13 protein-coding genes are annotated in these 14,466 nt (G+C 60.9%); 2 read left to right on the top strand and 11 right to left on the bottom strand.

All coding sequences use genetic code 11. The features are described from left to right. Positions 1 to 45: 45 nt before the first annotated feature. From AC1D06_RS30775 to AC1D06_RS30760, 4 genes are all read right to left on the bottom strand, one after another. Positions 46 to 186 carry a hypothetical protein gene (locus AC1D06_RS30775; protein ID WP_477880006.1) on the bottom strand — a complete coding sequence of 47 codons (141 nt, stop codon included), beginning with the start codon at positions 184 to 186 and terminating at the stop codon, positions 46 to 48. Between the two features lie 49 nt (positions 187 to 235). Beyond that, positions 236 to 922 (bottom strand): BON domain-containing protein, encoded by a 687-nt coding sequence (locus tag AC1D06_RS30770; RefSeq protein WP_477880004.1) that lies wholly within the window; start codon positions 920 to 922, stop codon positions 236 to 238. Positions 923 to 1,018: 96 nt separating this feature from the next. Continuing rightward, positions 1,019 to 1,900, bottom strand: a complete 882-nt coding sequence (locus tag AC1D06_RS30765; protein ID WP_477880002.1) for an aldo/keto reductase — start codon at positions 1,898 to 1,900, stop codon at positions 1,019 to 1,021. Between the two features lie 253 nt (positions 1,901 to 2,153). Next, on the bottom strand, positions 2,154 to 2,675 hold the full coding sequence (locus AC1D06_RS30760) for a hypothetical protein (RefSeq protein ID WP_477880000.1): 522 nt from the start codon (positions 2,673 to 2,675) through the stop codon (positions 2,154 to 2,156). Positions 2,676 to 2,879: 204 nt separating this feature from the next. Here AC1D06_RS30760 and AC1D06_RS30755 point away from each other — a divergent pair, with 204 nt between their 5' ends. Together AC1D06_RS30755 and AC1D06_RS30750 are read left to right on the top strand one after the other, a co-directional pair. Next, positions 2,880 to 4,784: a potassium transporter Kup gene (locus AC1D06_RS30755; protein ID WP_477879998.1), complete on the top strand. Its 1,905-nt coding sequence runs from the start codon at positions 2,880 to 2,882 to the stop codon at positions 4,782 to 4,784. Positions 4,785 to 4,914: 130 nt separating this feature from the next. Then, positions 4,915 to 5,688: a pyrroline-5-carboxylate reductase gene (locus AC1D06_RS30750; protein WP_477879996.1), complete on the top strand. Its 774-nt coding sequence runs from the start codon at positions 4,915 to 4,917 to the stop codon at positions 5,686 to 5,688. On the opposite strand, the gene AC1D06_RS30745 is transcribed toward AC1D06_RS30750, so the two are convergent. The 7 genes from AC1D06_RS30745 to AC1D06_RS30715 form a co-directional block, all read right to left on the bottom strand. Continuing rightward, positions 5,685 to 6,440 (bottom strand): phosphodiester glycosidase family protein, encoded by a 756-nt coding sequence (locus tag AC1D06_RS30745; protein ID WP_477879994.1) that lies wholly within the window; start codon positions 6,438 to 6,440, stop codon positions 5,685 to 5,687. The genes AC1D06_RS30750 and AC1D06_RS30745 overlap by 4 nt on opposite strands. After that, positions 6,437 to 6,835: a hypothetical protein gene (locus AC1D06_RS30740; RefSeq protein WP_477879992.1), complete on the bottom strand. Its 399-nt coding sequence runs from the start codon at positions 6,833 to 6,835 to the stop codon at positions 6,437 to 6,439. The genes AC1D06_RS30745 and AC1D06_RS30740 overlap by 4 nt, the downstream gene beginning before the upstream one ends. A gap of 153 nt (positions 6,836 to 6,988) precedes the next feature. Continuing rightward, on the bottom strand, positions 6,989 to 8,170 hold the full coding sequence (locus tag AC1D06_RS30735) for a calcium-binding protein (protein ID WP_477989740.1): 1,182 nt from the start codon (positions 8,168 to 8,170) through the stop codon (positions 6,989 to 6,991). A 41-nt stretch (positions 8,171 to 8,211) separates the two neighbouring features. Beyond that, a complete protein-coding gene (locus AC1D06_RS30730; protein WP_477879989.1) occupies positions 8,212 to 8,991 on the bottom strand; it encodes a GH12 family glycosyl hydrolase domain-containing protein in 780 nt (259 codons plus the stop codon). Positions 8,992 to 9,125: 134 nt separating this feature from the next. After that, a complete protein-coding gene (locus AC1D06_RS30725) occupies positions 9,126 to 11,018 on the bottom strand; it encodes a hypothetical protein (protein WP_477989739.1) in 1,893 nt (630 codons plus the stop codon). Continuing rightward, the gene (locus AC1D06_RS30720; protein WP_477879985.1) at positions 10,997 to 12,091 is read right to left on the bottom strand and encodes a family 8 glycosyl hydrolase; all 1,095 of its coding nucleotides are present in this window, start codon (positions 12,089 to 12,091) and stop codon (positions 10,997 to 10,999) included. Before AC1D06_RS30720 ends, AC1D06_RS30725 begins: the two co-directional genes overlap by 22 nt. Beyond that, entirely contained in the window at positions 12,084 to 14,453 is a 2,370-nt protein-coding gene (locus tag AC1D06_RS30715) for a cellulose biosynthesis cyclic di-GMP-binding regulatory protein BcsB (protein WP_477989738.1), read from the bottom strand. Before AC1D06_RS30715 ends, AC1D06_RS30720 begins: the two co-directional genes overlap by 8 nt. Between the last annotated feature and the right edge of the window lie 13 nt (positions 14,454 to 14,466).

The raw sequence follows: 14,466 nt of genomic DNA, 5'->3' as shown, positions 1-14,466 counted from the left end.
CGTCATGCCGTCGTCGTCCTCACTCGCGCGACGGCCTTTGAGGTCCTAGCCCCTGCGCATCGCCTCCTCGGCAGCGTCGGGCCGCTTGAGGTCGGCCTCGATGCCCAGGTCTTCGTTGCCACCGGCCGTGCTGTCGCGCTTCTCGACGATGCGCATCTGTTGGTCGTGAGTCTTTCTGGATTGCATGACCGCAATCCTTGCATAGGCGGGGGAGGCACCGCCTCCCCCCGGTAAATTAGCTGCCAATGCTGGCCGCGGTGGTGGTGCTGGTTGTCTTGACCCGCAGATTGTTCTGCAGATGGTTCACGCCGGACACCGCTTCGGTCAGATCTTCCGCGCGGCGTTTGTCCTGACGCGCATTGACCGTGCCGTTGAGCGTCACTTCACCGCTCGCGACGCTGACCTCGATATCGGATGCGTCGAGCATTGGGTCGTCGCTCAGCTTGTCGTTGACATCTTCGCGAATGCGTTCGTCGGTGCGGATATAGCCCTTCGGCCCCTTGCCGCGGAACTGGTCCATATTGCGGCGGCGCTCGGCATCCTCGTCGCCGAACCAGGATGCAACTTCGTCGCTCGCCCGGTCGATGAAATCGCGGCGGCGCCCATAACGGTTGTCATCATGGCCCTGATAGCCGTAGCCGCGGGCAAAGCCGCGCTCATGATCGTCATAATAGTCGCGGTCGGTCCGGCGATAGCCGCCATCATTGTAGCCGAAATCGCCATAGCCGAGATCATCGGTCTGCCACGCCTCGCGGTCACCGGCGGGATAGCCGCTGCGACCGGGATCACGTGAGGTACCGTAACGATCCCATTCTGGAAAATCTCCGCGGTTGCGGCGGAAGTCGCGGTCGCGGCCATAGGGTCCCTCGAAGCGCTCGCGCCCCGGATTGTTGAAACGTTCATTGCGATTGAAATTCGCCATGGTTTCCTCCTTGTCGGATGCATTGTTTTGCTGGACAAGGAGGAAACCCATGGAATCTGCAACAGTTCCCGTATCAGGAATATTTAATATTCAGCCTCAGGCCGCCTTGAATTGCCGGCGGCCTTCGGCGTCAAGCGCTGCGAAATCGGCATCGGACAAGGCGATGTCGACGGCCGCCACGTTCTCTTCCAGATGCCGCACCTTGGAGGTGCCGGGGATCGGCAGCATGACCGGGCTGCGCTTCAGCACCCAGGCGAGCGCCACCTGGCTGGGCGCGGCATTGTGCTTATGCGCGATCGTGTCGAGCAGAGAACCAGGACGGGCAAGGTCGCCCGCGGCAAGCGGGAACCACGGAATGAAACCGATGCCGTGCTCCGCGCAATAATCCAGCACATCTTCGCTGGTCCGATCGACCAGGTTGTAGCGGTTCTGCACCGTGGCGACCTTGAAATGCTTCGATGCCGCCCTGATTTCATCGACCGAGACTTCCGACAGGCCGGCATGCTTGACGAGCCCCTGGTCGATGAACGACTTGATGACGTCGAACTGTTCCGCCGCCGGCACCTTGCTGTCGATGCGGTGCAATTGCCATAGGTCGATCTGCTCGACGCCGAGATTCCTCAGGCTTTTGTGTAATTGCTGCTCGAGATATTCGGGACGGCCCACGGGCAGCCACTGGTTCGGACCCTGCCGGGTCAGTCCGCCCTTGGTGGCGATCACCACTCTGCCATTGTAGGGATGCAGCGCCTCCTTGATCAGCTGTTCGGAAACGTCTGGGCCATAGGAATCGGCTGTGTCGATAAAATCGACTCCGAGTTCGGGAAGTCGCTTGAGGGTGCGGATCGACTGGTCATGGTCGGCCGGTTCGCCCCAGATGCCGGAGCCGGTGACACGCATGGCGCCGAAGCCGAGGCGATTGACCTTGAGCGTGCCGCCAATGTGGAAAGTGCCGGATTTGCTCGCGTTGAGATCGGACATGGTAATGCCTTTCGAATGTCTTGATTGAAATCTCGGTGGAAGTCTTGGGAGGATGCAGGCGTCGAAATCGGTGGAGGCCGACATGTCCTTCCAGGCCTCGAATTCCCTGTGAGCGTATCGAGTTTCTGGCCGAAGAAGGCGCATCGCATCGGTACCGAGAAGCAGATGGGCAGGCGGATCGTCGTTTTCAACCGATCCCGGCATAACCCGCGCTGCCTTCTTGGGGGCCACGCTGGTTGCCGCTAACCGGCCCTCACTTGCCGAGATTGTCCTTGATATCCTTGAAGCAATCGTCGGTGACGCCGACCTTGCGGCTCGACAGGACCTTTGACTTGCCTTCGTCCCATTCGAGGAATTCGAGATTGCAGATGTTCTTCGCATCCGCCCATTGGGCGACCATCAACCGGCTGTCCTTCTGGTACTGAAGCATGAGATACATGTTGGCTTCGCCGCCGCGGGGTGCGTCATAGACACGGCCGGTGCGATCGTCGACGATGAAACCGGTCACACAGCCGGCGCCGCAGCCGAACTGGACAACAGTGTAATGGCCGGCGAAATTTACCCCGTCCGCAAGGCCGTCACGAATCTGAGTGCGGAACTGCCGGTAGGCCTTATCACGACCTTTGAATTGCGGCATCTTCGGCTTGCCGGTGAAGACCTGTCCCGCCTTGTACTCATCGGCCAACGGATTCGCGGCGAAACCGTATGCCGGTGCTGCAAGCAAAACTGCCGTCGCAAAGGCGATCCTGACGGTGTGGCACATCATCTTCTGCATGGCTTGAAAAACGCCTCCGGCATGCTCGACACAGCATCCTTATCGTCCGGGATTGTTTCGCAAAAATGGCGTCGCAGGTTTCGATTTTCCAATCTTTATGGTTTCCTTATGTGGTTCGGTCATAATCCCGATCGAAACCTTATGCGAAGCATCAATACAGCCACTACATCTGGCCCCCTGTCATAACCCCGGAAAAAGCTGTTCATGACCGATCTCGCCGGCCATCATCCGCCCAAACAGATGTCGCTCAGGAAGCTCGTGGCCCTGTCGATCGGTTCGATCGGCGTGGTTTACGGCGATATCGGTACGAGCCCCCTCTATGCTTTCCGCGAAGCACTGCGGCCGGTCGCGGGCGATGGAATTTCATCATCAGAGGTAATCGGCGTCGTCTCGTTGATGCTCTGGACGCTGACGATCATCGTCACCATAAAATATGTGTCCTTCCTGCTCGTCGCCGACAACGAGGGCGAGGGCGGAACGCTGGCGCTGCTGGCACTGCTTGCCAAGAAGCTCGCACACACCCCTCGCAACATCCTGCTTGCCATGGGCCTGATCGGCGCGGCACTCTTCCTCGGCGACGCGATGATCACGCCGGCGCTGTCGGTGCTGTCGGCGGTCGAGGGGCTCAAGCTCGTGGCGCCCGAACTGTCCCGCTTCGTGCTGGTGATTTCGGTGGTGATCCTCGTAGGGCTTTTCGCAGTGCAGGCGCGTGGCACCGGTTCGGTCGCCGCCTTCTTCGGGCCGATCATGCTGGTCTGGTTCGCAGCCCTGGCTCTCGGCGGGCTCGCCCATATCCTCGATGCGCCCTCGGTCTTCCTCTCCGTCAACCCGTGGTACGCAGTTTCTTTTCTCTTCCAGCACGGCTTTACCGGGTTCGTGGTGCTCGGCTCCGTCTTCCTGACGGTGACGGGGGCGGAGGCGCTCTATGCCGACCTCGGCCATTTCAGCCGTCGGCCGATCCAATGGGCCTGGTTCGCCGTGGTTTTTCCGTCGCTGGCGCTCAATTATCTCGGTCAGGGCGCGTCGGTGCTGAACAACCCTGCCAATGCGTCCGATCCATTCTTCCTGATGTTCCCGCATTGGGCGCTGCTGCCGATAGTTCTTCTGGCCACGGCGGCGACCATCATCGCCAGTCAGGCGGTGATCACCGGCGCCTTCTCGCTCACCCAGCAGGCCATGCATCTCGGCTTCCTGCCGCGCATGGAGGTGCTGATCACCTCGGTCTCCCAGACCGGCCAGGTCTATCTGCCGGGCATCAACACCGTGCTGCTGTTCGGTGTCATGATGCTGGTGCTGCTGTTTCAGACGTCCGACGCGCTGGCCACGGCCTACGGTATCTCTGTCACCGGCGCGATGGTGGTCACCACGGTGATGTTTTATTTCTTCCTGCGCGTGCAATGGAAATGGAGCCCGCCGGCCGTGCTCGCCATCGTGGCGCCGCTCTTCCTGCTGGAACTGGTCTTTCTGTCTGCCAATCTGCTCAAGGTGCTCGACGGCGGCTATGTGCCGATCATGATCGCCAGCCTGGTCATCGTCGTGATGTGGACCTGGCGGCGGGGTGCTGCGATCATCGCCGAGAAGGCGCAGCGCACCAATATCCCGCTCGCCGATTTCATCCGCTCGATTGAGCGCAAGAGCGATCACGGTCCCTATCCGGTGCCGGGCACGGCGATCTTCCTGACCTCGCAGCCGGAATTCACGCCGCCGGCTTTGCTCCATAACATCAAGCACAATCACGTTCTGCACGAACAGATCATCATCCTGACGATCCGCACCGAAGGGACGCCGAGCATACCGATTGACCAGCGCGGCAGCGTCGAAAAGATTTCGGATCGCTTCTCGGTGCTGCGATTGCGCTTCGGCTTCATGGATCAGCCCAACGTCACCCAGGCTCTCGCACATATGCGCAAGAGCGGGCTCAAGTTCGACATCATGACCACCTCTTTCTATGTCGGCCGCCGCAACATCATCTCCGACCCGACCTCGGGCATGCCTGGCTGGCAGGACAAGCTGTTCATCTCGCTCGCGGCCGCGGCTGCCGACCCGTCGGACTATTTCCGCTTGCCCGCCAACCGCGTCGTGGAACTGGGTACCCAGGTTTCGGTGTAATGATCCGCTGAAGTTCGTCTTCTGCGGCATATTGTACTGGCGTCTCAAGGCGGCGAAATCGCTCTGATCAACTCTTGCGCAACTTTCCGCTCACCGCTATCAAACCCGCGGGATTGGACGGGATTGGCACATGAGAATAGGCTTTGTCGGCACGGGTGAGATCACCCAGGCGATCGTTACCGGAATTTCGCAGACCGATCTGGCGGCCACGCCGATCCATGTCTCGCCGCGCAACGAAGCGGTCGCCGGACGTCTCGCCGAACGCTGCGCCAATGTTACTGTCGCCCAGGACAATCAGGACGTCGTCGACAATGCCGACCTGGTCTTCCTGGCGATCCGGCCGCAGATCGCGGAGGAAGTGGTCCGGGCGCTGACATTCCGCCCGGAGCATCACGTCGTCAGCCTGGTGGCCGCCACGCCTCTCGATCGCCTGACCACCTGGATCAACGCGCCGGTGCGGTTGACACAGGCGATTCCGCTGCCCTTCGTGGCGACGCTCAGCGGCGCCACCGCAATCCATCCGCCGGATGCGGATGTCGCGGCAATCTTCTCGAAGCTCGGCACCGCGATCGAAGTCGCCAGCAAGACCGAATACGATCTCCTGGGTGCTGCAAGCGCGCTCATGGGCACTTATTACGGCATTCTCGAAGCCGGCACGAAATGGCTGGAGAGCAAGGGGCTCGCTTATGACAGCGGCCGCGCCTATCTCAACCAGATGTTCGGCGCTCTCTCCGCCTCCGCCGCCGAGCACCCGGAAAAGTCCTTCGAGGAGCTGAAGTCGGAATTCTCCACCAAGGGCGGGTTGAACGAGCAGGCCTATACCAATTTCGCTGCCGATGGCGGCATCCGCGCACTGTCAGATGCACTCGACAGCGTCTTCAACCGCATCCGCCACGCAAACTAATTTGGCGGGATGGTGATCTCGACGGTCAGGATCGGCCCGAGCGGATAGGCGGCATCGCTGCGCTGCCATTCCGGAACATGGAGCGCCGAGATTGTACCGTCGAGAAACAGCGCATTGTCGCAGCCGAGCGCATCGCGAAACAGCGTCGCGAAATCATAAAAACGCACATCGCCCTCCGAAATCGCCCAGATCATCCGTCCCAACCGGTCGACGCCGATGCCATTGCGTTTCTTCAGGCTGGTGCTCGCCGGATCGAACTTCGGGTGGATCTTGCCGTTGATCACCAGCATCGGCCCGGATTGCGTGGCGAAGGCCGGCTTGATCCCTGTCGCTGCAAAGGCCTTGGCTTCCATCACGCCGGCGCTGCCGGGCAGGAGATAGAAGACGCCATTCGGCAGCAAATGGAAATTGCCGTATCCCGGATTGGTGTTGATTGCCTGTTTCTCGACGCCATTTTCGACATAAAGCCCGACCGGCGAGAAATCGGGCTGGTACATGCCGCCATTCATGGCAATGCGCATGAAAATGCCGTCGGACCAGAGTTTTGCCCGCAGCGCATCGAAGCTCTTGTAAGGCTGGCGCCTGGGATCGAGGTCGTGCAGCCGGATCGTGCTTTTACGCGGGTCGACAGCGCAGACGGTGTAAATGTTGCCCTGATAGGCGAGCTTTCGGCAATAGCCATCCGCCAGTGCCGGAAATGCCGCGGCGGTGAGCCAGACGAGCAGCAGCAGGCGCAGCGCTGGCCGTGTCAACTGGTCGGCTCCTGGCAGCGCTCGCCCATCCAGATATGGTCCGGCACCGGTGCATTCGTGCCCCAGTAGCCGTCGAAGCTTTCGAAATCGCGATTGAACGTGACCGTCAACTGGCCTTGACCGTACCTGTCATGCCATACCAACAAATGCGTCCGCTCCGCCGTTCTATCCGCCTCCTCGAGCCATCCATCCGTCACGACATTGCCGTCGCGGAATTCATAATGGCCGCTGATGCTGCCTCCTTGGCCGAATTCGAACGTGGTCTCGGCTGCAACGATCTCGCCGGCAGAAAACAGCTTCCCGCAATAGCGGCCTTCAGGTGTGGCCGACGACGCGTTGGCGAGGCCTGGCAGGATGACAAGCACAGTGATGAATGGTAGCGACCTGAAACGCATGAAACCTCCTCATGACGATGCCAGTGTCGCGGGAAAACCGCCGACAGTGTGGCGCAGGCAGGAATTGCCGTATGAAGACGGTTTTAGGGCGCCTACTATTCTGCCTTGGGGTCGCAACAGTGGGTGGAGGGACCCGTGACCGCGCTTCGTTCGTTATGAAAAGTGAAAATCGCCCGCAGAAAGGTGCTGCGGCGCGACATCCTTCAGCGTGATGGTATCCATGGCCGAAAGCGTGATCACCGTATCCTGGCCCTGCTTGGCGATATCCAGATCGTTGAAGTCGTTGACACCGGCATAGCCGCTTAGGTCGACGTGGTCGTGACCATGGCCGAAATCGGCGATCATGTCGTGACCGGAGCCGGATGTGAAGACGAACGTGTCGCCTCCCTTGCCGCCCTTCAGCACATCGTCGCCGCCGAGGCCGCTCAGGACGTTGCGTTTGCCGTTGCCGATCAGGGTGTCGGCGTCGTCATTGCCGGTGCCGTTGAGCTTATGGTTGCCTGTCAGAACCAACCGCTCGAAATTGTCGCCCAGTGTCCAGTTGATCGAGGCCTTGACCGTATCGATATCCGAGAAATCGTCCTCGTGCAGGCTTAGCCCCTTGTGGTGGATGATATAGGTGTCGGCGCCGACACCGGCATTGATCACACCATCGACGCTACCGCCCTCATCGACATAGATGTCGTTGCCGTTGTTGAGCAGGATGTTGCCGATCACATGCCCGTAATTGACGACGCGGTCATTGCCGGTCCCAAGGCCGATGGCGCCCTGGAAGTTGCCCTTGATCGTACCGTCATTGACGACGGTAACATCGTTTTCCACCGATGTGATACCATAGCCGTACTGGCCGCCAGTGATGATGCCACTATGCTTGTTGATGACGGTGAGATCGTCGGAATTGCTATAGATGCCGTTCTGTTCGCTCGCAGTGATCTTGCCGAAATTGACGATCTCAGCCGCCCGCCGGCGACCCGACACCGGCGACGCGCCGGTCACGCTGACGCCGCTGAAATCGCTGGTGATCGTGCCATGATTTTCCAGATGCCCACTATAGGCTGTCGTTTCGAGGGCGATGCCGTAGCCATGCGCCGTCTTGATCAAGCCTGAACTCGCAATCAGGATCGACGCATTATGGCCGTAGATGTCGAGGCCTTCCCCATCGAGCGCGGTGATGTGCCCGTCGACTTCGAACCGGTTGTCGTGCAGGGATGTGCTGTCGGAAATCCCGTCGCCATTATAGACTTGGAAGTCGGCTCCCTTGCGGACAATCCAGTCGTCGCCGCTGGCTGTGGCGTACCATGTCGTGGTCCCGGCGGGGTTCAGATAATGCTTCACACTCATTCTCCGGAGGATGATGGCGGCGACTGGCTGGAAGATCAGAACAAAAACGCATCGGCATGGTGCGCATGTCCCGCCACGTCGGCAGCCTGCGCTAATCCGGTCGAGAAATCGTGCTCGATGTCATGGATCGTCAGGCTGCCCTTGCCGCCGAGAAGCTGGGCGCCGAACTCGTAGCCGTTGAAATAGGCGCTCGACTTGACGAGCTTCATCTCGACGAGCGTGTCGAACAGATGGTCCATGTCCAGTGTGCCGGATGTCATGTCCTTCTTCGCCACCACGGTGATATAGTCCCAGGACTGGTTGGCGCCCGGATGGCTGTAATGCTTTTCCTCGTAGATATTGGCCTTGAAGGCGCCGTCCTGATAGACGCCGACTTTCTTCCCGTCCACGTCGATATTGCCATGATGGGTCCAGACCGAGACCTCCGTGGTGATATTGCCGCTGTCGGAGCCAGGCAGCTTCGTCAGCCACATGTCGAAACCGACATTGTAGAGAGAGGTGGCGCCGCTCATGTCATAGTCGAACGTCGCATCGAATGCCGAAATCTGCGACAACTTCGCTGTCAGCGCGTTGCTGCCGTTTTGGGACCAGGGCTTGTAGCCCGCCTCGATTTCCGGAAAGGCGAGAATGTGGCTGGTGCTCGGCCAGTTCCAGGTAAAGGTCAGTTCGTGGTTTATGTCCGTCTTATCGAAGCTGATCGTCTGGGTGTAGTCATCGCCGTTGACCAGGCTTCCCTTGTTCCAGACATTGTTCTCGATGGTGAAATCGCCCTGGGTGAATGTGGCCCAATCCGCCTTGAGGGTTTTCTTTGCCATTGGAGTTTTCTCGCTTTTAATGACGCGCCGCACCGTTCCGGTCGTTAGCGGCCGGATGCGACAGACACCTTGAATGATCTTCTATTTCGCCTGTCCCGCCGGCCGTGTAGGCGGGACATTCACCGGGCCAGGCATCAACCCGGCGCCTGGAACTGCCAGTTGTGCTTCTTCCTTGGAGCCAGGTTGTCGGCATCGCGATAGGTGGAGCGCTTGAACTTCTTGGCTTTGTAGAACTTCTTGGCGGTGTAGGTCTTGAAGTCGTCGAGCGAGGCGTAGTCCTTGCCATATTCGCTCTTGATCGCGGTGAGCACCTTGTAGTCCTTGTCGCGCGATGCGAGCACAGCTAGGCCGACGACGCCGCCTTCGGTCGGCTTCCAGTCGACGGATTGGGTGAACCAATCCTGCGCCTTGTCCTTGTCGCCGTCGTTGAGATATTTCCAGCCGAGCGCCTGGGCGCCGAGCGGCGATTTGTTGACGGTGACGATCTTCTCGAAGTCGTCGAGCTCTTTTTCCTTCAGCGTCACGGTCGGCGTCTTGCTTGTCAGCGACTCCGAGATGATCTCGATATATTGCTGGGCGACCTCAGGCGACGCCTTGAGATAGCGGCGCGCGACCTTCAGCGCGTCGTCGCCCTTCTCCATGTTGCGCAGCGTCAGGATGACGCCTTCGATGTTCTTCGGCGTGCGCTGGTATTGGGCCGCCTGGATGAACCAGGAATTCGCCAGCTGCCAGTCCTGCTGGGTATAGAAGAACCAGCCCATCATTTCGGCATCATTGACTGAGCTAGTCCGCTGGACGAAATCCACGAAGCGCTTCAGATCCTCATCCGTGGGGGCGGCAGCCATGTCGTCCTCCTTGATATACTCGCCGATCTGCCGGCGCACGCCATCGAAGCCGATATTCTCGAATTCCTGGCTGCCGTCGGGCATGACCTTGCCGAGTGCGATCAGCGACGTCGTGCCCTTGGCCGGCAGCACCAGCGAGGCCTTCTGCACCGTCGCCATGCGCAGTGCCGGATCGTCGCAATTGGTCAGGATATATTTGTAGAGATCGAAGGACTGCGCATAATCCTTGATCTGCGCGAAGGATTCGCCGACATTCCACAGCACCTGCATGTCGGTGCAGACCAGGATCGGCGGATAGGACTGCGCCACCGAGATCACCGCGTTCCAACGCTTCTGCGCATAGGCGCGGTAGATCATCGAGCGGGTCTCGCCGAGCTGCAGCTTGTAAAGCAGATCGTCGGAAGGCTGCCAACGCGGATTGGTGCTCTGCATCTGGGCGATCTGCGCCCGGACGGCGGCATAGTTGCCGGTCTTGTAGATTTCCCAGAGCGGCTGCTCGCTGAGGCTTGCAACCGGCGAGAACAGGTCCCTCGGCGGCTGCCAATCCGGATAAAGCGTCTTGAGGCGGCGCATCTCGGCACCCAGACGCTTGAGGTCTTTGGTCGTGGCATAATAGCGTAGCGCGCTGTCATCGACCTTGGGCTTGGCCTTCGACGCGTCGACGGGGAGGGTGATCTTCTGCTGCTGACCAGCAGGCTGGAATGGGTTGGCGACCGTGTTGGCCGGCATATTCTGCTGCCCACCCTTGATCGTAAAGGCGCCAGGCTGTGTCGCGAGCTTGGAGCCCGGATTGGCGACCGGGTTGAGGCTGGGATCGGTCACCGCATTGAGCTGTCGGTTGGCGACCGGAGTCGTTGTCTGGCCATTGGTCCCAAACGGGTTTTCGCCCGGGGCGACGTCTCTGGTCTCGTTGGCCGCCGGCTGGACATTGTTGGGCGAAAGGCCGGTGAAATCGCGCGGCGTCAGCACACCACCATTGTTGGAAAGCGTACTGTCCACGGCCGCGGTATTTGCGGTGTTGGTCAGTGCCTTCAGGCCGTCGGCCGCGCTCGGATCAAGGGTCAGTTCCTCGGCTGCAAGGTGGTCTTCGACATGCAGGAGGCGGGACAGGACATTCGGATTGAACGTGAAGATCGCCGTCGTGGCGCAGAGCACAATCGTCAATTTTGCTTTGGGAGACATTGCGGGTACCTTTCCGAAACAGCGACAAGACTGACGAGATGCAGTGTCGAGGGATAATAATCGGTCGGCTGGAAGTCGCCGATCGCGTTGAGGCCGGTGGTCTTTCCGAGGCTGCAGGACAGGAGGTCGCTGACGGCCTGGTAACCGGGGTCGGGCATGGCGACCAGCGGCGCGGCGGTGGCGAGTTCAACCACTTGCACGGCGTTCACCCCGCCGATCTTCCACCGGTCGTAGACCTGGTCGAGCAGGCGCGCCTGCTCTGGGCCGTACCAGGCGGCGTAAAGGGGAATGCGCACGGCGTCATAGCCAAAGTTCTTGGCGAATTTCTGCGCCGGCTCAGGTCGTTCGTCCTTGAGCGAGATCCAGTCCGACGGCAACTGGCTCGAACCGAACCGTGCCGTCTTGATCAGTATCGTGCCGGACTGGATCAGCGCCGCCGCGGGAAAATCCTTGTCGAGCGTGCCAAGGTCGCGGATCGCAGGAAAAATCCAGTAGGAGAGGTTGACGACCGGGCCGTCCGGCTGTTCGCCGGCGGCAAAACCGTGGCTGGCCGGCAGCAGGACCTTGCCGTTGGCACCGGCATCGATCACCGCTTCACGGCCAATGGCGCCGGCGATAGCGCGCGCCATATCCGTATATTTCGGCTCGTTCCACGTCTTGCCGGCCCGCATCAACGCCCAGGCGATCAGCAGATCGCCGTCGGTGGCGTTGTTCTGGTCGCTGACGTGCGGATTGGCGTCGGGGTCCCATTTCCAGGCAGCGAGATTGTCGCCGCGGAGATAGAGTTCCCTGTGCGTCCAGCTCCAGATCGCCTCGAAACTCTCCCGGTCGTCGGCAGCCACGGAAAGCAGCATCCCGTAACCCTGGCCTTCGCTGTGGCTGATATTGCCGTTACCGCGATCGATGATCCGGCCGTCGGCGAGAAATTCCGACTTGTAGAGCCACCATGCACCGACCACGTAGTCCTGCGGAACAAACCGGGTCTGTTCGGCGGGCTGGGCTGCTTGGGCCGGCGCGACCGGCAGAACCACCAGCGCGCAGGCCATCAGGAAGTTTGTGATACGCTTAGCCATGGTTGCGGCGTCCCGTGATCAGGACCATGAAGGTGCCGATGCCGAGCAGGATCGCAGCCACCAGCAGCGCGCCGATATAGATCTCGGCATTGTTGGCGAGCCAGCCCGCGGCCACCAGGCGGGCATTGGCGAAGGTCAGCGGCTCGGTCTGGAAAAGATGCTCGCTCGAACTGCTCTTCTGATCGAGGATCTCGCCTGTGTCGCCAAAGCTTTGGACCGCGCCGTTGAGCTTGTTCCAGACACTATAGTCTGTCAGCACGTCGGTGCGGGCCTGCAGCATGTCGGCGCTGCGTGCAGCAACCACGGTCCACACGCCGCCATGGTCGGAGCCGCTCTGCGCCACCACGAGTGCGGCTGTCGACAGCGGCGAATAGCTTTCGTTGCGGCCCGGATCGAGAAGCGACGAGAGATATTTCAGATTGAGCTTACGCATCTCCGAAAGCGACTTCGCCTTGATGCCGTCGAAGACCCTGCCGGATAATTCGGCCGGATTGGCGACGAAGTCGTCGGCTATGTCGGAGAGTTTCTCAAAGGACGACAGCGGCTGGATCGGCCGTTGCAGGTCGTCGGCGCTCTCCACCGGCAGCGCCACGCCGTCGAGGCTGGCGACCTCGAAGGGGGCTTGCTTCGCCACTTCGGTGGCGCGGATGTTGACGAAGTCGAGCTTCAGCCGGGACGTCAGTTCCGAGGGCAGCGTGTCATAGGCGCCGAAGGCGATGACATTGGACGTGTCGAGATCGGGAAGCGTCGAGGTGAATTCGACCGGCTTCACCTTGCCGGACGAGAATGCCATCTTGGCAAGGAAGGTTGCCGCGGCGTTGAGCGCCTGCTTGTCGTAACCCGGCACGAAGACATGGGTCAGCGGATCCGGCGCGCCGGAAAGTTTTGGCGTCAGGCCGGAGGCCAGGCCGGCAATGTCGGGATAGCGGCCGATGCGCGCATAGTCCGGCACATCGAGATAGGAATTCTCGCTGATCGAAATACGCACGGACGTCGAGGCATTGTCGACATTGTCGCAGGCGGCGTCGAGCCGCGAGGGCACCCGCGCCTCGATCGACAGCGTGTTCTGGCCGGGGCGCAGCACGCTGAACGGGATCGGCAGGCGCTGGTCGCGGATTTCGCCTTCGCGCGTCGAACTCAACTGGATATTGGCGACTTCCTTGTCATTTGCCTTGACCACCAGCACGGCGTCGGGCGCCAGGCCGCCGATATAGCGTGCGCTCAGGTGGAAATTGATGCTGGAATAGTCGCCCGGATAGAAGTCGGACGGCATGGCGAAATTCAGCCGCGACACTTCGAAGCGGCCGGAGAACGGCCGTCCGGAATAGCCGAGTTCCCTCAGCGAGACCTTGTCGCCGGGCATCAGCGTCCGGCCCTTGAGGTTGGTCAGCGCGTTGAGACCTTCCCGCGTGCCGACCGGACGGTCGTTGAGCGCGAAGGCGGCGAATTCCTTGACGCGCTGGTCGACATCGAGCGTATCCATGCCGGTCAGGATCAGCCGCTTGCGTTCCGCGCCGCTGCTGTCGGCATCGACGATCGCATGTTCGCTCGACGCCAGCACCTTGCTGTTGTCGCCGAGCAGCAGGGTGAGCTCGGACTTGGTGCCGACGAACAGGTCGATACCCGGGCCGGTGCCGGGCGTGCTGGCGAATTCCACGGCCGGATGGTTGAAATTGCCGAATATGGTCAGCGCCTGGACGGCGCGCATGGCACGGTCATAGGCGGCCATGTCGGCGCCTGCCGGGATCACCACACGGATCGGGGTGCGGCCATCCTTCGCGCCTGCGAGCGGCAGCAGGTCAACAAGCGACAGGCTCGGCTTGGCGACGCCGGAATAGATGAAGCCGCTCTTGGCCGGATCGACCTTCGTCCACAGTTCATAGGTGGCACTGACGCTGCAATCGACGCGGTGGCGCTGGCTGGCTTCGATCGACACGGCGTTATAGCCGGGATGGATGAGGCCGGCCGGCACGGCGAACTCGATGCGGCGCGGATCGCCGGCGACCAGGCCGGTGGCGCCCACCGGCGTGCCGTTGATGGCGATCTTCATCTCGGAATCTTCCGGCGCCACGGAAATCGCCGTCTGCATCGTCAGCACCAGCCTGGCCGATGTCGAGGCTTCGTCGGGCAGCGCGAAGAAGGGCAGGCTGCGGCTTTGGTATTCACCGTCGAAGAACAGGTCGGAACGGTCGCCGGCGATCTTGCGCAGCGTGTCGCCGGTCGTCGTCGGTGTCGTGGTGATCTGTGCGGCGGGCTTGTCGAACTGGAAGGGGGCCGGCTCGGCAGCCCCTGCCTGGGAGGTTCCCACGACAACCGTCACTGCCGAAGCGAGCCAAAAGGCGAGAAGTCGGTTCTTGAACATTGTCTTTTCTCTC

Source organism: Rhizobium sp. P2_G2 (genome assembly GCF_056403555.1).
Note: the sequence above shows the minus strand (reverse complement) of the source record. Positions and strands in the feature narration are given on the sequence as shown.